The sequence below is a fragment of the Janibacter sp. Soil728 genome (assembly GCF_001428305.1).
Lineage (GTDB): Bacteria > Actinomycetota > Actinomycetes > Actinomycetales > Dermatophilaceae > Janibacter.
The window spans coordinates 376,169-394,748 of record NZ_LMRZ01000004.1 but is presented as its reverse complement, the minus strand read 5'-3'; the positions used below and the strand labels follow the sequence as shown (position 1 = coordinate 394,748).

The window sequence follows — 18,580 nt, the reverse complement described above, 5'->3', positions numbered from 1 at the left end:
CGTCGTGTGGGGTCAGACCTCGACGCCGCGCAGCCGCACGCTGAATCGCACGCGCGTCCCGTGGGGATCCACGTCGTCCCACCTGATCTGGCCTCCGAGATCGTGCACCATCGAGGTGACGATGCGGGTCCCCAGGCCGGCTCGGCTGGGTCTGAAGCCCGTGGGCAGCCCAGCCCCGTCGTCGACGACGGTGACCCGCAGGATGTCGTCCCCCTCGTCCTCGCCGGTGCGCTGGGCGTCCACGTGCACGCTCCCGCCCTCGGGGATGCCGTGCTCCACGGCGTTCTGCACCAGCTCCGAGAGGATGAGCCCGACCGCAGTTGCGTCCTCGGCCCGGACCAGACCGAAGGACCCCGTGAAGCGCGAGTCGATGTCTCCGCTCGTACGAGCGACCTCGACGATGGCCCGCAGGCCCCGGATGGCGACCTCGTCGAACTCGAGAGCCTCGGCGAAGCCGGTGCTCAGCGCCTCGTAGATCATCGCGATGACCCCGACGCGACGGACCGCCTCGTCGAGGGCCTCCTTGGCCGACTCGTCCGGCACTCGGCGCGACTGCATCCGCAGCAGCGCCGCGACTGTCTGCAGGTTGTTCTTGACCCGGTGGTGGATCTCCCGGACGGTCTGGTCCTTGGTCATCAGCTCGGTGCCACCTCGGCGCAGCTCGGACACGTCCCGGACGACGATGATGGCGCCGTGGCGGTCCCGCCCGTGCAGGAGCGGGATCGCCCGGATGGCCAGTGCGGCCTCCCCCACCGAGATGTCCGACCGCCAGGCGGCTCGGCCCATGGCCACGAGGGACAGTCCCTCGTCGAGGTGCCCGCTCTCGCTGGCGAGGCTGCTGAGAACCTGGATGAGGACCTCGCCCTCGACCGGCCCGGGGTGGCCGAGCTGCCGGATCGCACTCAACGCGTTGGGTGAGGCGTACTCCACGACGCCGGCCGCATCCAGCCGCATGACCCCGTCGCCCACCCGGGGGGCCCCGCGATGCGCCCCACCGGGCGAGGAGGACGCCGGCCAGGTGCCCTCGGCCACCATGGCGAAGAGCTCGTCGCCCATGCCGGCATAGTTTTCTTCGAGGCGGGTCTGCGGGCGACCGCTGTCGAGCTGGTCGTGGATGCTCAGGATTCCGATCGCGCGACCGGACCGGCGCACGAGCCTGGCCCGCTCGTGGATGAGGTCCTGTCCTCGCTCACGCACGTGCTCGCTCTGGCCCCCCTGGGCAGACCGGGCGATGAGGTCCCCGAAGATGGCGCTCGCCTCCTGGCCCACGACCTCCTCGACGAAGACCATCGGTCCTGTCATCGGGCGGGTGTGTGCCGCCGCGACCCAGCCCCCGTCGTGCGGCAGCCAGAGGACGAGGTCGCTGAAGGACAGGTCGGCGAGCAGGTGCCAGTCCTCCACGAGCCGGTGCAACCGCTCGTCGTCCGCCGTGTCGAGGCTCGGGGTGATCCGCAGGAAGTCCGCCAGTGTCCGCACGTCGCGATCCTAGTGACGTGCGGACACCAGCGGAGTCAGGCCCACACTCAGCGAGTGACCGAGCGCAGGGTCCGCAGAGCCACCGAGAGCGCAGCCACACCGGGTGAGGTCAGCTGACGGATCCCCGCCAGCTGGGTCTGCACCCGCTCGACCGCCTCGTCGTGCTCCCGCGACCACTCGGCGAACCGCTCGGCTGCGTCGCTGCCCTCGCGCCCGAGCACCGAGCTCGTCAGGGAGTGGAGCGTCGCGTAGAGGTCATCGCGCAGAGCCCCGCGAGCCATGGCATCCCACCGCTCCTCGCGGGGCAGTCGGGTGACCATGATGAGCAGCTCGTCGATGCCGAAGGTCTCGGAGAGCAGGTAGTAGCACTCCGCCACCTCGAGCGGGGTGGTGCCTTCCCCTTCCTGCGCCGTGTCGACGATGTCGAGCACGGAGTACAGGTCGAGCAGGATCGCCGTGCGCCGGGCGAGGTCACTCGGCACCCCCGCGTCCACGAGCTCCTGGGTCTTGCGTCCCAGTCGCTCCGCCTGCGAGCCACGCAACAGCTCGGGAATCTGCGGTGCGATCTGTGCGGCCGGCTCGGCAAAACGCTCGATCTCCTCGGTGACGTTGAGGCGACCGGGACGATTGCTGAGGAACCACCTGACCGACCGGTCCATCAGCCGGCGCAGCTCGAGGTACAGCCGCGTCTGCACCTTGGTCGGGACGACATTGTCCAAGGCCTCGACCCGGGCGACGAAGTCGTCCAGCCCGAAGACCTCACGGCTGACGAGGAAGGCACGGACCACCTGGGCGGAGGTCGCACTGGTCTCCTCAGCGGCCCGCTGGACGAAGGTGATCCCGCCCCGGTTGACGAGGTCGTTGGCGACGGCAGTGGTCACGATCTCCCGGCGAAGGGGGTGTGCCCGCAGGGCCTCGCCATAGGTACCGCGCAGCGGGGACGGGAAGTACTCCGTGAGCTGTCGCTCCGTGGCCGGGTCGTCGGGCAGGTCGGACTCGAGCAGGTCGGCCTTGAGAGACATCTTGGAGTAGGCCAGCAGGACCGCCAGCTCCGGTGAGGACAGGCCCTCGTGGGCGGACATCCGCTCGGCGACCTGGGAGCTGCTGGGCAGGAACTCCAGCTCACGATCGAGGTCACCTCGCTCGACGAGCGACTCCATCAGTCGCTCGTGCACGACGAGCATCGCCCCGTCCTGCGCCCGGGCGTTACCGAGGAGGACGTTCTGCTCGTAGTTGTCTCGCAGCACCTGCTCGGCGACCTCGTCGGTCATCGAGGCGAGCAGCTCCACCCGCTCCTGCGGGTCGAGCGTGCCCTGTCGGATCGCCTCACCGAGCAGGATCTTGATGTTGACCTCACGGTCCGAGGTGTCGACACCGGCCGAGTTGTCGACCGCATCGGTGTTGATGCGCACTCCGGCGCCCGCTGCCTCGATCCGTCCACGCTGAGTGGCCCCCAGGTTGCCCCCTTCGCCCACGACTCGACAGCGCAGCTGCGCTCCGTCGACCCGGATGGCGTCGTTGGCACGATCCCCCACCTCGCCGTGCGTCTCTGCACCCGACTTGACGTAGGTACCGATGCCACCGTTCCAGAGCAGGTCGACCGGCGCCTGCAGGATGAGGTGGATGAGCTCGTTGGGAGTCATCGACGTGGGTCCGTCGAGCCCGAGCGCCGCGGCCGCCTGCTCGCCGACCGGCACCGACTTGGCGCTGCGGGACCAGACGCCCCCTCCCTCGCTGATGAGGGTGCGGTCGTAGTCGTCCCACGTGCTGCGGGGCAGCTCGAAGAGTCGGCGACGCTCGGCGTGCGACGACGCCGCCTGCGGCTGCGGATCGATGAAGATGTGCAGGTGGTTGAAGGCCGCGACGAGGCGGATGTGCTCGGACAGCAGCATGCCGTTGCCGAAGACGTCACCGCTCATGTCACCGATGCCGACGACCGTGAAGTCCTGCGCCTGGGTGTCGTGATCGAGCTCGCGGAAGTGTCGCTTGACCGACTCCCACGCTCCACGCGCCGTGATGCCCATGCCCTTGTGGTCGTACCCGACGGAACCGCCCGAGGCGAAGGCGTCGTCCAACCAGAACCCGTACTCGCGGGCGATGGAGTTGGCCAGGTCGGAGAAGGTCGCGGTCCCCTTGTCGGCCGCGACGACGAGGTAGGAGTCGTCGCCGTCGTGCCGCACCACGCGCTGCGGCGGGACGATGGCTCCCTCGACGCGGTTGTCGGTCACGTCGAGCAGGCCCGAGATGAAGGCTCGGTAGGCCGACCGACCGGCGTCCATCCATGCCTCACGGTCGAGGCTCGGGTCCGGTAGCTGCTTGCCGAAGAAACCACCCTTGCTCCCCGTCGGGACGATCACGGCGTTCTTGACCATCTGGGCCTTCACCAGACCGAGCACCTCGGTACGGAAGTCATCGCGCCGGTCGCTCCATCGCAGGCCACCACGTGCCACGGCGCCGAAGCGCAGGTGGACGCCCTCGACCTGAGGGCTGTGGACCCAGATCTCGAAGGCGGGGTGAGGCTTGGGCATGTCCGGCACCTTCGCCGGCTCGATCTTGAAGGACATCCGGGGCAGAGGCTCGCCCTGCTCGTCGCGCACGAAGTAGCTCGTGCGCAAGGTTGCGGCGATCACCCCCAGGAAGGCTCGGATGATCCGGTCGTGCTCGAGGGAGGTGACCTCCTCGAGTGCCGTGTCGATCCGGTCGACGATCTCCTGCTCCGCGACCGCTCGCTGCTCGCTCGCGAGGCCGTCGTGGATCTCGGGGTCGAAGCGCGCCTCGAAGAGGGCCACGATGTCGGCCGCGATCCGGTTGTTGTCGACGAGAGCGGCCTCGAGGCTGGTCTGCCCCCAGCTGCCACCCGTCTGCCGCAGGTACCGGCCGATCGCCCGCAGCAGGCCGACCTGTCGCCAGGTCAGGCCGGCGCGGATGATGAGTGCGTTGAAGCCATCCGACTCGGTTCGCCCACCACGCACTGCCATGACGGCCGACTCCACGAGCTCGCGCAGCTCCTCGTGGGTGTGGACCTCCCACAACGCCTGGTCGTCGGTGCGCAGGCTGAAGTCGTAGATCCCCACGACCATCCCGTCCGCCCGAGTGAGGGTGTACGGCTCCTCCTCGATGACCTTGACCCCCAGGTCACGGAAGATCGGCATGAGGTCGTCGAGGATCAGCTCCTCCGCGCTGAAGAGCTTGAAGCGCCGGATCCGCGGGTCGTCACCACCGCCGTGGCCGCGACGGGGTTTGTAGAGCGCACAGGCGAAGGGGGTCGTCTCCCCCAACGTGGTGAGGTTCTTCAGGTCGGCCACGGCCTGGGCCACGTCGAAGTCCTCCTCGTAGTCCACGGGGAAGCCATCGATCCACGGCGTGAGCAGCGTCGTCGCGATCTCGTCGCCGACGAGCTCGTGCGCGGCACGCACCAGTCGCTCCTGCCAGGTGAGAACCGCGTCCGCGACGGACTCGTCGAGCGCGCGGTGCGCATCCCCCTGGGGCAGCACGAGGTCGGCGGAGCTGCGCAGGATGTAGTAGAGGCGCGCCATCGGCTCCTCGGAGACGTGCGCGGTGAAGGAGACCTCGTCGGCGCCAGTTGCCTCGCACAGCCGCTCCTCGATGCGGTGCCGCACGACGGTGGTGTACCGGTCCCGGGGGAGATAGACGATCGCGGTGACGAACTGCTCCCCGGAGTCCAGACGCAGGAAGGTCGCGGTCTGCATCCGGTGGACCAGCTGCTGGATGCGGGTCACGACCTCGCGCAAGTGGTCGACCGGCGCCTGGAAGAGCTCGTCACGGGGGAAGGTCTCGAACAGACGCATGGCAAAGGCGCCCGAGTGGCTGTCGCGGGCCCAGCCCGCATCGTCGAGCACCCGCCGCACCTTGTCGGCGATGAGCGGGATCGACAGGACCGAGCTCGTGTACGCCGTCGACGAGAAGAGGCCAGCGAGTCGTCGCTCGATGACGCGGCCCTCGTCGTCGGTGAATCGCACGGCGACGAGGTCGGGGTGGGTGACCCGGTGGACGGGCAGCACCGCACGCGACTTGCCGATCGACAGGCAGTTCATCGCCCGGTCCGTGTGGCCGAGCGAGCTCCCGAGTGGGGTGATCGACTCCGCGGTCGAGTCCATCCGCAACATCCCGAGCCCACTGCCGGAGATCGGCGTGACGACTGCCGCCTCTGACGCGTGCGCATCGACGAGGTGGTCCCGAGATCCGATGAAGGTGAAGTGGTCATCCACCAGCCACCGCAAGAACTCTGTGGCCGCTCCTTGGGACTGCTCGGTGCCGGTACCACGCCCGTCCTCCAGCGAGGCGGCCGCCTCGAGGGTGGCCGACTTCATCGCGTCCCAGTCGTCGACAGCTGCGGCGACCGCGTCGACCACCTCGATCACCCGCTCGCGGAGCAGCGAGACGTCGACCCGGTCGGAGAACTCGATCCGGATCCACGACTCGTCGTACAGGTGTGGGTCGGAGTGACCCGTCCGCGGGTCCTGGTCCACGACCTCGACGAGCGTGCCGTCGCTGTCACGGCGCACGGCGAAGAGCGGATGGATCAGGAGGGAGACGGCCACCCCCTCGACACCGAGCTCGCCGAGCACGGAGTCGACGAGGAAGGGTCGGTCGGCGGTGACGACGTGGAGCACGCCGTCGACGATCTCGACGATCGTCTCGTCCGGCGCGCGTCTCCCGGCGACGCTGCGGTGTGTGGTTGCCATGCCGACGAGCTCATCAACGCTGTGCTCGCGCAGGGCCGTCTCGTCGACGTGTCGGAAGTACCGCTCGACGAAGGGGGGTTCGACGTCCGCCGCGGTAGCGGCAGTGACGAGCTCCTCGGCGAGTCCGGAGGCTGGGTCGGTGGCGGTGTGGGCAGGCAGCTGAGCCATGTGTGGGGCGTCCTCGATCTGCATTCGCGACTGGTCACGGGACCTCGCTGGCCCGTCCCTTCGAGAGTAGCGGTCATGACCTTCGTCACGTCACCGCCTCGCGCAGGTGCACGACTGTGGACGACTCCGGACGACGACGAACCATCGTCGTTAGGCTGAGCCGCACCATGCCCCCTTCGCATCCTCGGCCCGAGGACCTCGATGAGCTGGGTGCCGCCATGTCCGCCGTGGCCGAGCACACCGCCGCCCTCGGGGAGCACCTGCTCGACCACATGGTCACCGTTGGCGACCACACGGCACAGGCGGCGCTCGATGGCACCATCGACGCCGCCATCGACACGCTGCGTGAGATCTGCGCCAGCGGCCGAGAGATCGCTCTGGGGCTGGCCGCGGTGGGGCCGCTCTCGTCCGGGACCATCCAGCCAGACACCAGTCTCCACGCCCCGCGCGTCAGGCCGATGCGGTGAGCCACCCGTTGATCGGCGATGCTGCCTCGCTCAGCGCCCTTGCCGCGACCTTGCGCCGTGCGGCCCTGCAGCTGCGAGCCGATGCCGAGCGTCTGGAGGCCGCCCTCGAGGACGCCTCCCCCGGGTGGACCGGACCGACTGCCACGAGCACGCGTCGCCGGACCGCCGCCGTTGGTGCCTCCCTCGAGACGGTCGCGGCCTCTCTGGACGCGTGCGCAGGGTCCCTGCAGCGAGCCGCCACTGATCTCTCGGGCTGCACAGCCGACCTCCGCGCGATCGAGGAGCAGGCGGTCGCCGCGGGATTCGAGGTGCGGGACGGTCGGTTGGTGCGCACCTGGGGCATCACCGGGGTGGCTGACCATGGCGCAGAGGTCGACGGAGACCGTGTCAGGGAGGCACTTCAGGAGCGACTCCACCTGCTCGTCTCTGCCTTGGGTCGGCTGCGTGCTCGGCTGGCTGCCGACTGCGAGCAGGCCACTGCGCTGCTCGGCGAGACGAGCGCAGCACTGCGTCGGTGAGGCTCCACGGGCGCTAGCGTGTGCCCATGAAGATCACGCGCAGCGCCCCCCTTCCGGCCACCGTCGAGGACGCCTTCGCCATCATCTCGACCCAGGAGTACCAGCAGGCCAAGGTCGAGGCGCAGGCGTCGCGCGCGAGTGCGACCGTCAGTGACCACGCCGGCAGCACCGTGGTGCGCTCCGAGCGTCACGTACCGACCGCGGGCATGCCGCGGCCGGTCGTCTCCATGGTCGGCGACACCCTGTCGATCACCGAGCGGCAGACCTGGCATCCGGCGAGGGAGGACGGGACCCGCCACGGCGACCTCGCACTCTCGGTTGCAGGGGTCCCCCTCAAGCTCGTCGGGACGATCGTCCTCTCCCCCACGGCCGGGGGCTCGTCCTTGGCGATCGACGCCGACCTCTCGTGCTCGATCCCGATCTTCGGCAAGAAGATCGAGGAGGCGGCCAGGCCCGCGATCGAGGAGTCGATCGATCACGAGATCAGCCAGCTGAACGCACGACTGGCCTGACGCGCCACGAGGATCAGGCGGTGGGGCGCGCCAGCTGCGACAGCTCCGTCACGTCGTACCAGAGGAGGTCGTCGTAGCCGGCACCGACCGCGCCCTCCTCCTCTTCGACGTGGAAGGACACCACGTCCCCGAGTGCCACATCGAGTACCACGTCGAGCCGTGCATCGGGAGAGGTGCCCGCAGTCTCGATCACGTCCGCCGAGGCGACGACGCGCCGGCCGTCCCCCAGCTCCCGAGCCGCGTCGAGGGCCTGACACATGGCCTCGAACTCCAGATCCTCCTCCTCGGCAGACGCATCCCAGGAGCGAAGGGCTGCGGTCACCGCGTAGCCATGACGCTGCGGCAGGCGACCCTGCATCACCACACCTGCGAGCTCAGGCAGCAGCAGGGGCAGGTAGGCCCGCACGCTCACGCCCCCCTCGATCGCTGAGCCGACTTCAGCTCGGACAAGGAGTCCTCGATGGCCTGTGCGAGCAGATCGAGGTCACTCATCGAGTCTCGGTCACCGTTGAGTCCGTAGTAGACCCGACCGTCGTAGGACGTCAGCCCGATCGCCAGCCCCTGACCGCGGCCGAGAGGCATGACGGGGTAGGTCTCGACCAGTCGACATCCCTCGACGTGCAGCGCCTGCTGCGGGCCGGGGACATTGGTGATGACCAGGTTGAAGAGGCGACGGGACATGGCGCTGCCCAGCCGAGCGCCCAAGGTGTGCAGCGTCGGCGGTGCAAACCCTCCGATCGACGACAGCGAGGTCGCCCCGACCCCCTCGGCAGCCGCCGACTCGATCTGCTGACGCATCGCGAAGGAGATCTGGTGCAACCTCATCGAGGGATTGTTCTCGCCGATGGGCAGGTCGACGAAGCATGCGGTCATCGCTGCGTCGGTCAGCTGGTCGCCCGATCCGTCGACGATGCTGATGGGGACCATGACCCGCACCGTCGACGCACCCGTCACGGGGAGGCCGCGCGTCTGCATCCAGGCACGCAGGGCGCCGGTGACCGTGGCGAGGATGACGTCGTTGACCGTCACGGCCTCGACGTACTTGCCTCGGGTGAGTCGACTGCGGATCTTGCGGTAGTCGTCCAGGTCGGTATCGACCATGATGTATCGCCTGGCCGCGCCCACCGGAGTGTTGAGCGGAGAGCTCGGCGCCGGTCGGGTGCCCACCTTGGCCAGCGTCGAGACGACTCGGCCGGCGGTCTCGGTCGCACGGCGGCCGGTGGCGGAGACGTCCTTGAGCCCGTTGCCGACGCTCGACATGATGCGTGCCGGGTTGAGAACCGACCCGAGCAGTGCGTCGGCCACCAGTCGCAGGTCCGAGGGCTCCTTGCGCTGCACGGTGGTGGAGTCATCGACGGGGACGGCGTCGGGGTCGAGGAGCAGGTGCGCGAGGTCCACTGCGTGGATGCCGTCGACCATCGCCTGGTGAGCCTTGGTGACGACGGCGAAGCGGCCTCCCTCGAGACCCTCGACGAAGTAGGCCTCCCACAGCGGGTGGTCATGGTCCAGACGACGAGCCATGATCCGCGCGACGAATTCCTCGAGCTCGACGCGCGTCCCCGGCGACGGAAGGGCGGAGCGCCGCACGTGGTAGGTCAGGTCGAAGTACTGGTCGTCGACCCAGACAGGGTTGTCGAGCCGTCCCGGGACCTGGCGAATGCGCTGGCGGTAGCGGCCGTGCCCGGCGACGCGGTCGCCCACGACGGCGACGAACCGGTCGTAGTCGAACCCGTCGGCCGGAGGCTCGAAGACCATCACGGAGCCGACATGCATCGGGAGGGTCGCCTCCTCCAGATAGAGGAAGGCCGCGTCCAGTGCACCGAGTCTGTTCACCACGAGGACATGGTGACACGGGCGCGGACGTCCGGCACCCCCTTCGTCATGTGACCGCCACCGCGATCAGGACCGTCGCCGCAGGAGGCCGCGCCCCGAGACCCGTCGGACGGAGACCGCTCCCCCGGTGAAGGTTCCTGCGAGCTGCGCGATCGCGCGCCTGAGTTGGCTGTCGGGGGCGCACTCGGCGAGCGTCATGCCCGCGAGCAGTGCGGCATCGGTCGCGGCGTGGTCCTCGGGGAGGAAGGTGATGCCCTCGACCCCGGCGAAGCGTGCCAACGACTCCTCGACGCGGCGACTCGGGTCGGCACCCACTGACGAGGCCCGCAGGCGGTTGACCACCGGTCGTGGCGTCGGGGAGGCCACCTGACCCACCCCCTGCACGGCGCGGACCATCCGCTGCAGGCCCACCGGATCAGCCGACCCCACCAGGAGCAGGTCGTCAGCCTCGGCCAGCCCGACGAGCGTCGTGGCATTGCGCCGAGGCGCAGCCGTGTCGTAGCTGAGCTCTTCGTCGTCCTCGATGGCGAAGCCGAGGTCGAGGACGACAAAGGCGGCCAGCGAGCGCGACAGCTCGATGATCTGCTCCACGGCTGCTGGGCGGATCTCCGGCCACCGGTTGGGCGTCGGGAGGCCGGTCAGGACCCTGAAGCGTGGCGAGACCTCGACCGCGAGCCGGGCCAGGCCCCTCAGATCGAGGGTCCCGAGCTCGGACGCCCGCGCGGCCGAAGCCAGACCGGGCGCTTCGTCGAGGACGCTCAGCAGCTGGGCAACCGCTGCACCGTAGGTGTCGAGATCGATGAGGAGTGTCGGCGCGCCGGCTGCCGCGAGCTCACTCGCCAGGTTGACCGCGAGCGTGCTTCGCCCCGGCGCCCCGGTCGGTCCCCAGACGGCAATGACCCTCCCGTGAACCGCCTCTGCCGGAGCATCGGGCAGCGATGATGCGTCGGCGACGGGCTCGATGGGTGCCGTGGGCGGGTCCACCGCGGGCCACCCGACCCGCGACCCCGAGGCGATGAGGGCTCCCCCGGCAACGGGTATGGCGAGGCTGTCCACGAGGTCCACGCCGGGGGTGGCGAGGTGCACGTGCCGGTGGACCCCCAGCTGGCGCAGCCGGCGCTCCTGCTCCTCGTCCCCGTCGGGGCTCGCCCCGACCACGGCGACACCGTGGGCGCTCAGGTGCGCGAGAGCGTCCCGGTCCAGTCCACGCAGGTCAGCGGAGATCAGGGCGACGTCCCCGTGGCCGGCGGACGCCGCTGCGAGAAGGTCGGCCAGATCAACGCACCGACGTCCCACGGTGATACCGGGCAGTCGGTCCACGATCTCGACCATGCGCCCCTCCCACGTGTGGGAGAGCGCCGTCAGCACGGTGACGGACATCAGTCCTTCTTCTCCGGGCTTCCGGCCTCGATGACGAGCTTGATCGGATGGTCCTTGTCGTCCAGGGACAGCAGATCGGCCACGAGGTCCTTGGGGACGACGAGGATGGCCGCCGATCCGCTCCCGGTCCCCATCACCCCACCGGATGACTTGGGCAGCGCGTAGACGGTGACGCGACGGGCGAAGACCTCGTAGGTCGGGCGCTCGTCCGAGCGCCGACGCTCCGGGGACGGCTTGGGCACCGCGGGCGCCAGCACGGTCACTCGCGAGCCCTTGGTGAGGTTGCTCAGCGAGACGGGGTCCACCCGCACCGGAACTCGTTGCACGTCGAGCTCGAGCGGGCTGACGACCGCGGACCGCGGCAGCAGCTCACCTTCGCGCAGCTCTCGGTCGATCACAGCGCCGTCAGGCAGGCCCTGGTCCGAGCGGAGATAGGTGGCCGACCCATCGCCCAGCTGGACATCGACCCTCTTCAGGTCGCTCTCGTCGATCGACTCACCGGGCGTGAGCGGCGTGCTGGCTGCCCACACCCCCACCCTGTCGTCAACCGCGCGGAAGGCCATGGCCCCGATGACGACGGACAGCAGCACCAGGAGAACCCCGATGAGCAGCCGGGTGTCCTTCCACGAGGGTGCGGTCAACCGCCGCGCGGTCGGCGTGGGCAGTGAGCTCACGGCGCTCCTTAGGAGTCGAGATCGGGTCACGAGCATCATGCACTCATACGGGCTTCCTCGCCCGACGATCATCCACAGGGAGGCGGCCGGTGGGCCGAGGTCGCAGTCCCCGATGGCAGACTTGGGGCATGGCCCGCAGATTCGTCCCGCTCACCGAGGTGTCCGAGGTCCTCGGCGTCTCGGCTGCACAGACCTATGCGCTCGTGCGCAGTGGCGAGCTGCCCGCCATCAAGGTCGGCGGCCGCGGCCAGTGGCGGGTCGAGGTCGACCAGCTGGACGCCTACATCGAGCGGATGTACGCGCAGACGCGCGAATTCGTCCAGCGCGGCGGCCCCGAGGAGTGACGCTCGGCTGGCTCCTCAGGATGAGCTGATGAGCGCGACCGCGGCGAAGGGGATGACCCTCTCGCCGCGCACATTTTCCGCCCTGCGCGGACTGTCCAGCGGGTGCTCGGTGATGTCGAAGGCATCGGCTCCGACGCCGTCGATCGTGCCGTGCGTCGTGCCCCCGTCGACGTCGATGACGGCGACGGCCCGCCGGTCGCGACTGATGCCGCGCACGGCCGAACCGATGCCGAACCGCCGTGCCCGGGTGTCGTCTCGTGGGCGGCCCAGCCCGGAGACGCCCAGCACTGCCGCAGTGGCCACCAGCTGTTGACGGCCACCGTCGTCGACCAGCAGCAACCACCCGTCCCCGGAGTCATCGAGTCGTCCCCGCGCCACTGACCCGCCCCGCACGCGTACGACGAGGCGAGCGCCCACCCCACCGGCGATCCGCTCCCCGAGGGTGATTTTCGACCTCTCGGTCCTGGTGCGTTCGGCCACCTCGGCGTCGAGCTCGAGACGCGTGTGCGCAGCCAGTTGCGCCTCGAGGTCGTCGAAGAGTCGGTCCCAGCGCACCAGCCCAATGTAAGCCGTGGTCTCCACACATGCCCGATCACCTGTTGCCACCAGCGAAGACCCATGATGTGCTATGAATGACATCAAGAACCATGAATAACCATCAAACGACATCAAATGGCGTCTTTGACTGATGAGCACCCGAGGGAGACCGGACATGAGACGTCTGCTGAGAACGGCACTGGCATCAACCGCACTTCTCGGCGGAGTCCGTCTCACCCTCTCCTTGGCCTCCGGCGCACGCCGACTGCTGGTCGAGGGGGTGGCGACTGGGGGCGACCCCGCCGCGGCCCTCGTCGGCATGGCCGCCTTGGTGGCCGCTCTCATCGCCGGGTGGCTGACGTCCACCCTGTTCCTGTCCATCGTGGCGCGCCTCCCGGGCCGCGTGGGGCGCTGCGCGCTCCACCTGCGCGACCGCGTCACGCCCGCAGTCGTTCGTCGATGGGCGGCCATCGCGCTCGGCGCCTCGATGACCGCCTGCGTGCTCCCCGGCACCGCCGTGGCAGCCGTCCGCACCCCACAGGTCAGCGTCGACTCACCGGCGCCGGGGTGGGTGCCCTCGGCATCGACCGCGGGGCCCGCATCGACTCCTCGTGTCACGCGCACCGAGGCCACCTCGCCGGGGTGGAGCTCCTCGACCGCGGCGCGGCAGCCCACCGCGACTCCCCCGTCACCCGGGTGGACTCCCCGGCGCCCAGCGGCGCGGCACCGCACCGACCCGACTCTCCTCACCGGCGCTCACCGAGCGGACACGGACGACGACAACGACGTCGTCGTCCGCCGTGGAGACAGCCTGTGGTCGATCACCGCCGCGCGCCTCGGGCCGGAGGCCACCGCGGCGGAGGTCGCGCAGGCCTGGCCGCGGTGGCACGCCGCCAACGCCGCTCGCATCGGCCCCGACCCACACCTCTTGCTGCCCGGGACTCGCCTGAGTCCACCCGATCACCACCACGACCCGGGGACGATCCCGGCCACGAAGGGGACTCGATGACCACCACGACACCGCTGCAGGTACTGCCCGCACCACGTCACTGCCCGGAGGGAGTCCCGCTCCCGACCCACGCCCAGGGCCGCGAGGAACAGGCCCGGACCGCCACGCCGTATGTGCAGGATGCTCTGGCAGTCGACTTCGCGGCGGCGACCGACGAGCAGGTCTTCGGTCCGCAGACGAGTCTTGCGACCGACCTTCCAGACGCGCGCGACTGGGCCGCTCACATCGCTCAGGGCCTCGTCGAGGTCATGCACGGGGTTCGTCCGCCCAGCCAGGTCATGCGCTGGACCACCCCCGAGGTGTACGCGGTCGTCGCCCGGCGTGGCTCACGCGCAGGGCGACGCCGGACCGCGCTCGACTCCGCCCATCGCACCCGGGTGATCCGCGTGCACCTGTGCGAGCTGTCGCCGCACATCGCCGAGGCCTCTGTCGTGATGATCGATGGACAGCGGGTGCGCGCCCTCGCCCTGCGCCTGGTCGGTCGTGACCGCCGGTGGGTCGTCGACGCGCTACAGGTCGGCTGACCGCCCGACGCAGGTCAGCCCGGGCCCACCAGGGTCCCGGGCTGACCTGCGCACGCTCGATCAGCGGCTCTTCTTCGCCTTCTTGGCCTTCTTCGCCGCGGAGCGCCGCTCGGAGCGGGACCCATTACCCGTGGAGCCTGCGTCATCGCGCTCCTCGACGCCGCCGTCCTCCGACGGGGCCGAGTAGTGAAGACGACGCTGGCGCGACCCGTCCTCGAGCCCCTTGGCCGTGATCTGCGGCCGAGCGCTCTCTGCGCCCTCGGTCCCGCTGCCGAGGAGGGCATCGACGCTCTTGGGCTCGGTGGTCGACTCCGGCAGGGTCGGGACCTGGACCTCGGAGTTGAAGAGGTAGCCGACCGACTCCTCCTTGATCGCCTCGTTCATGGCCTCGAAGAGCTGGAAGCCCTCGCGCTGGTACTCCACGAGCGGGTCCCGCTGGGCCATCGCCCGCAGGCCGATGCCTTCCTTGAGGTAGTCCATCTCGTACAGGTGCTCACGCCACTTGCGATCCAGGACCGACAGGACGACCCGACGCTCGAGCTCGCGGGCCACCGGCTCGGTGAGCTCCTGCTCGCGGCGGTCGTAGGCCTCATGGATGTCGGTGACGATCTCCTCGCGCAGGCCGGCCGCCGACAGGCTGCCGAGACCGCCGGCACCCTCGATCAACTCCTGCGGGGTGAACGATGTCGGGTAGATCGCCTTCAGCGCGGTGAAGAGCCGGTCCAGGTCCCAGTCCTCGGAGAAGCCGTTGGCCGTCTCCCCGTCGACATATCCGCCCACGACGTCCGACATGAAGTGACGGATCTGCTCCTCGAGGTCCTCGCCCTTGAGGACCCGACGGCGCTCGTCGTAGACCACGGTGCGCTGACGGTTGAGGACGTCGTCGTACTTGAGGACGTTCTTGCGCATCTCGTAGTTCTGGCCCTCGAGCTGGCTCTGAGCGCCCTCGATGGACCGGGTGAGCATCTTGCCCGCGATCGGCGTCTCGTCGTCGATCTTGGCAGTCGTCATGACCCGGTCGACGAAGCCGGCGTTGAACAGCCGCATCAGGCTGTCCTCGAGGGAGAGGTAGAAGCGCGATTCACCCGGGTCACCCTGTCGGCCGGAGCGGCCGCGCAGCTGGTTGTCGATACGGCGGGACTCGTGTCGCTCCGTGCCCAGGACGTAGAGACCACCGAGCTCGGTGACCTCTTCGTGCTCGGCCGCCACGGCCTTCTCCGCCTCGGCGAGCGCGTCGTCCCAGGCTGCCTCGTACTCCTCCGGGGTCTCCTCGGGGTCGAGACCGCGGGCCCGCAGCTCAGCGACGGCACGGAACTCGGGGTTACCACCGAGCATGATGTCGGTGCCTCGACCGGCCATGTTGGTCGCCACGGTGACGGCACCCTTGCGACCTGCGTCGGCGACGATGCTCGCTTCCCGCTCGTGGTGCTTGGCGTTGAGGACCTCGTGCCTGACCTTGCGCTTGGCGAGCTCCTTCGAGAGGTGCTCGCTCTTCTCCACGCTGGTCGTACCGACGAGGACCGGCTGACCGGCAGCGTGCCGCTCGGCGATGTCGTCGACGACCGCGTTGAACTTCGCCGCCTCCGTCCGGTAGACGAGGTCGGCCTGGTCCTCGCGGACCATCGGGCGGTTGGTCCGGATCGGGACGACGCCGAGGTCGTAGATCGAGTTGAGCTCGCCGGCCTCGGTCTGGGCGGTGCCCGTCATCCCCGAGAGGGTCTCGTACATGCGGAAGTAGTTCTGGAGGGTGATCGTGGCCAGGGTCTGGTTCTCGTTCTTGATCTCCACACCCTCCTTGGCCTCGATGGCCTGGTGCATGCCCTCGTTGTACCGACGGCCGGCAAGCATGCGGCCGGTGTGCTCGTCGACGATGAGGACCTCACCGTCAATGACGACGTAGTCCTTGTCGCGGGTGAACAGCTCCTTGGCCTTGATCGCGTTGTTCAGGTAGCCGATGAGTGGGGTGTTGACGCTCTCGTAGAGGTTGTCGATGCCCAGCAGGTCCTCGATCTTCTCGATGCCCGGCTCGAGGATGCCGACCGTGCGCTTCTTCTCGTCGACCTCGTAGTCGCCTTCGGCCTCGATCCCCTTCATGAGGTCGGCGCCGTGGCCCTTCTCGAGCTTGCGCACCATCTTGGCGAACTCGGAGTACCACTTGGTCGGCTGGTCTGCGGGGCCAGAGATGATCAGCGGCGTGCGCGCCTCGTCGATGAGGATCGAGTCCACCTCGTCGACGATCGCGAAGTTGTGACCGCGCTGGACGAGCTCCTCGGTGTTCCACGCCATGTTGTCGCGCAGGTAGTCGAAGCCGAACTCGTTGTTGGTGCCGTAGGTGATGTCCTTGAGATACTCGACACGTCGCTGCTCAGGGTTCATCGACGACAGGATCACGCCGGTATCGAGACCCAGGGCGCGGTGGACGCGACCCATCAGCTCGGCCTGGTACTCGGCGAGGTAGTCATTGACCGTGACGACGTGGACGCCCTTGCCCTCGATGGCATTGAGGTACGAAGGGAGCGTCGCGACGAGTGTCTTGCCCTCACCGGTCTTCATCTCGGCGACATTTCCCTGGTGCAGGGCCGCACCACCCATGAGCTGCACGTCGAAGTGCCGCTTGCCGAGCGTTCGGCGGCTCGCCTCACGGACGGCTGCGAAGGCCTCGGGGAGGATGTCGTCGAGGGTCTCGCCGTCCTTCAGCCGCTTGCGGAAGACATCGGTCTCGGCGCGCAGCTCGGCGTCCGTGAGCTTTTCGAAGTCCTCCTCGATGGCGTTGACCTGGACGGCGATGCCTTCGAGCCGCTTGACGGTGCGGCCCTCTCCGGCGCGGAGGATGCGCTCGACGATCTTCACGAAACTGAACTCCTGACGTGGTCTATCCGGGCACGGCAGAGCACCGCTGCCCGAAACAGTCTGATCACAGGCTAATCGTTTACGAGCCCCATGCACGACGGGGCACCCTGACCCGGGTCAACGACGACTCGACTCTCGTGGTTCCCCCTGGCCCTGCGCCCGGCCCTTCCCCGTCCGTCGGCCGCGTCTGATGCCGCCCGGGAGGAGATCTGCTACTCAGCCCCGATGACGTCGCTCAGTCCCAGCCAGGTCGCCATCTGCCCGAACTCTTCGCTCAGCTCCCGCCGCTCGTCCGCTCCTCCGCGCCCCGGCTCCCAGGTGATCTGGCGTGCGAGCAGAGCACCCCCAGACCGGTCGGCCTTGAGGTCGACCCGCCCGATGAGCTCGTCGCCGAGGAGGAAGGGCAGCACGTAGTACCCGTGCACGCGCTTGACGGCAGGTGTGTAGATCTCGAGCCGGTAGTGGAAGTCGAAGAGACGCTCCACCCGCGGGCGGCACCACACCATGCTGTCGAAGGGAGACAGCAGCGCCCTGCCGTGCACGGCACGTGGTCGGCGGGCGTCGACGTGCAACCACGCCGGCTGCGACCATCCCGCGACGAGCACGGGCTCCAGCTCCCCGGTCGCCACGAGGGTGCTGATGGCCGGCCGGACCTGCCGACGCTCCAGGCGGAAGTAGTCGGCGAGGTCGGCCTCGGTCGCCACCCCCATGGCGCGGGCCGAGATGCGGACCAGCTCGACGTAGGCATCGGGCTCGGCGTGCCTGGCCGTCGGGTCGAGCCACACCTGCGCGTGTGCCGGCGGGGCGACGCGCTCGAGTGCGGCGTACCGGCGCTCGAACTGCGTGGTGCGTCCCGCAGAGGAGATCTGACCGGCCCAGAAGAGGTGCTCGAGGGCGTGCTTGGCGAGCGACCAGTTCCAGCCCCAGTGCTCTCGCTGCCCGTCCCGTCGGTGCCCGAGGGCGGCCTCCAGCTCGCGGGTGGTGCGCGGGCGACCGGCTCGGACCTCCTCCAGCACGGCAGCGACCACCTCGGGGTGCTCTCGCGCGACGCGCTGCATCCCGCCCCAGGAGCCGTCGAGCGCCCGTCGCATCCGCGGGTGCTCCATGAGCGGCCACGTGCTCGGTGGCATCAGGCTCGCCTCGTGGGCCCAGTACTCCACGAGCCGCCGCGGTGCGCGATCGCGCATCCGGTCCAGGAGCGCGCTGTCATAGGGACCCAGCCGGGAGAAGAAGGGCAGGTACTGGCTGCGAGCCACGACGTTGACGCTGTCGATCTGCACCAACCCGACGGTGTCGACCACCCGCTGCAGGTCCCGGGTCGTCGGGGTGTGCTGCGGTCTGGGCCGCGCCAGACCTTGGGCGGCGATGGCGATGCGACGGGCGGCGGCTGGAGTCAGAGTGCGCACATCATCAAGACTGCCGTACCCCACCGACATCCTCAGTCCGGCCGCGGGGCCACGCGAGACGTGGGCGAAGGTCGGGGCGGCACGACTCATGAAGAAGTCCGGGCCGGCAGACCGAGGGGGGACCTCAGACCAACCAGCCCGGACTTCTTCTTAGGGCCGTCCGAGCCTTCGTCCAC

15 protein-coding genes are annotated in these 18,580 nt (G+C 69.3%); 6 read left to right on the top strand and 9 right to left on the bottom strand.

The window, feature by feature from the left end; genetic code table 11:
* Nucleotides 1–12 precede the first annotated feature (12 nt).
* Both ASG73_RS08645 and ASG73_RS08640 read right to left on the bottom strand, forming a co-directional pair.
* On the bottom strand, nt 13–1,476 hold the full coding sequence (locus ASG73_RS08645; protein ID WP_055993548.1) for a sensor histidine kinase: 1,464 nt from the start codon (nt 1,474–1,476) through the stop codon (nt 13–15).
* A gap of 47 nt (nt 1,477–1,523) precedes the next feature.
* Nucleotides 1,524–6,350: an NAD-glutamate dehydrogenase gene (locus ASG73_RS08640; RefSeq protein WP_055994486.1), complete on the bottom strand. Its 4,827-nt coding sequence runs from the start codon at nt 6,348–6,350 to the stop codon at nt 1,524–1,526.
* Between the two features lie 167 nt (nt 6,351–6,517).
* On the opposite strand from ASG73_RS08640, the gene ASG73_RS08635 reads away from it, so the two are divergent.
* From ASG73_RS08635 to ASG73_RS08625, 3 genes are read left to right on the top strand one after another with little or no spacing between them, the layout of a single operon-like run.
* Entirely contained in the window at nt 6,518–6,817 is a 300-nt protein-coding gene (locus ASG73_RS08635) for a hypothetical protein (RefSeq protein WP_055993545.1), read from the top strand.
* On the top strand, nt 6,814–7,335 hold the full coding sequence (locus ASG73_RS08630; RefSeq protein WP_156466218.1) for a hypothetical protein: 522 nt from the start codon (nt 6,814–6,816) through the stop codon (nt 7,333–7,335). Before ASG73_RS08635 ends, ASG73_RS08630 begins: the two co-directional genes overlap by 4 nt.
* Nucleotides 7,336–7,361: 26 nt before the next feature.
* Nucleotides 7,362–7,847, top strand: a complete 486-nt coding sequence (locus ASG73_RS08625; protein WP_055993541.1) for a DUF2505 domain-containing protein — start codon at nt 7,362–7,364, stop codon at nt 7,845–7,847.
* 13 nt (nt 7,848–7,860) lie between these two features.
* Here the strand turns inward: ASG73_RS08625 and ASG73_RS08620 are convergent, their stop codons facing one another.
* From ASG73_RS08620 to ASG73_RS08605, 4 genes are all read right to left on the bottom strand, one after another.
* Complete coding sequence (locus ASG73_RS08620) at nt 7,861–8,259, bottom strand: DUF6912 family protein (RefSeq protein ID WP_055993539.1); 399 nt, start codon at nt 8,257–8,259, stop codon at nt 7,861–7,863.
* Nucleotides 8,256–9,683 (bottom strand): WS/DGAT/MGAT family O-acyltransferase, encoded by a 1,428-nt coding sequence (locus ASG73_RS08615; RefSeq protein ID WP_055993537.1) that lies wholly within the window; start codon nt 9,681–9,683, stop codon nt 8,256–8,258. Before ASG73_RS08615 ends, ASG73_RS08620 begins: the two co-directional genes overlap by 4 nt.
* A 63-nt stretch (nt 9,684–9,746) precedes the next feature.
* On the bottom strand, nt 9,747–11,060 hold the full coding sequence (locus ASG73_RS08610) for an AAA family ATPase (protein WP_055993535.1): 1,314 nt from the start codon (nt 11,058–11,060) through the stop codon (nt 9,747–9,749).
* Nucleotides 11,060–11,734: a hypothetical protein gene (locus ASG73_RS08605; RefSeq protein WP_055993533.1), complete on the bottom strand. Its 675-nt coding sequence runs from the start codon at nt 11,732–11,734 to the stop codon at nt 11,060–11,062. The genes ASG73_RS08610 and ASG73_RS08605 overlap by 1 nt, the downstream gene beginning before the upstream one ends.
* Before the next feature lie 128 nt (nt 11,735–11,862).
* Between ASG73_RS08605 and ASG73_RS08600 the strand changes: the two genes are divergently transcribed.
* Complete coding sequence (locus ASG73_RS08600) at nt 11,863–12,078, top strand: helix-turn-helix domain-containing protein (protein WP_055993531.1); 216 nt, start codon at nt 11,863–11,865, stop codon at nt 12,076–12,078.
* A gap of 15 nt (nt 12,079–12,093) precedes the next feature.
* On the opposite strand, the gene ASG73_RS08595 is transcribed toward ASG73_RS08600, so the two are convergent.
* Nucleotides 12,094–12,633 carry a hypothetical protein gene (locus ASG73_RS08595; RefSeq protein ID WP_055993529.1) on the bottom strand — a complete coding sequence of 180 codons (540 nt, stop codon included), beginning with the start codon at nt 12,631–12,633 and terminating at the stop codon, nt 12,094–12,096.
* Between the two features lie 157 nt (nt 12,634–12,790).
* On the opposite strand from ASG73_RS08595, the gene ASG73_RS08590 reads away from it, so the two are divergent.
* Together ASG73_RS08590 and ASG73_RS08585 are read left to right on the top strand one after the other, a co-directional pair.
* Nucleotides 12,791–13,624: a hypothetical protein gene (locus ASG73_RS08590; protein WP_156466217.1), complete on the top strand. Its 834-nt coding sequence runs from the start codon at nt 12,791–12,793 to the stop codon at nt 13,622–13,624.
* A complete protein-coding gene (locus ASG73_RS08585) occupies nt 13,621–14,148 on the top strand; it encodes an Rv3235 family protein (protein ID WP_055993525.1) in 528 nt (175 codons plus the stop codon). The genes ASG73_RS08590 and ASG73_RS08585 overlap by 4 nt, the downstream gene beginning before the upstream one ends.
* 60 nt (nt 14,149–14,208) lie before the next feature.
* Here the strand turns inward: ASG73_RS08585 and secA are convergent, their stop codons facing one another.
* A complete protein-coding gene (gene secA / locus ASG73_RS08580; RefSeq protein WP_055993523.1) occupies nt 14,209–16,998 on the bottom strand; it encodes a preprotein translocase subunit SecA in 2,790 nt (929 codons plus the stop codon).
* A 212-nt stretch (nt 16,999–17,210) separates the two neighbouring features.
* Nucleotides 17,211–18,434 (bottom strand): winged helix-turn-helix domain-containing protein, encoded by a 1,224-nt coding sequence (locus ASG73_RS08575; protein ID WP_055994484.1) that lies wholly within the window; start codon nt 18,432–18,434, stop codon nt 17,211–17,213.
* Nucleotides 18,435–18,580: the final 146 nt, after the last annotated feature.

Bases quoted from the DNA above. Each gene is read 5' to 3' on its own strand.
- ASG73_RS08640 (WP_055994486.1), bottom strand. From the start codon at position 6,350: ATGGCTCAGCTGCCTGCCCACACCGCCACCGACCCAGCCTCCGGACTC.
- ASG73_RS08575 (WP_055994484.1), bottom strand. From the start codon at position 18,434: ATGTCGGTGGGGTACGGCAGTCTTGATGATGTGCGCACTCTGACTCCA.
- ASG73_RS08600 (WP_055993531.1), top strand. From the start codon at position 11,863: ATGGCCCGCAGATTCGTCCCGCTCACCGAGGTGTCCGAGGTCCTCGGC.
- ASG73_RS08585 (WP_055993525.1), top strand. From the start codon at position 13,621: ATGACCACCACGACACCGCTGCAGGTACTGCCCGCACCACGTCACTGC.
- ASG73_RS08590 (WP_156466217.1), top strand. From the start codon at position 12,791: ATGAGACGTCTGCTGAGAACGGCACTGGCATCAACCGCACTTCTCGGC.
- ASG73_RS08635 (WP_055993545.1), top strand. From the start codon at position 6,518: ATGCCCCCTTCGCATCCTCGGCCCGAGGACCTCGATGAGCTGGGTGCC.
- ASG73_RS08610 (WP_055993535.1), bottom strand. From the start codon at position 11,060: ATGTCCGTCACCGTGCTGACGGCGCTCTCCCACACGTGGGAGGGGCGC.
- ASG73_RS08625 (WP_055993541.1), top strand. From the start codon at position 7,362: ATGAAGATCACGCGCAGCGCCCCCCTTCCGGCCACCGTCGAGGACGCC.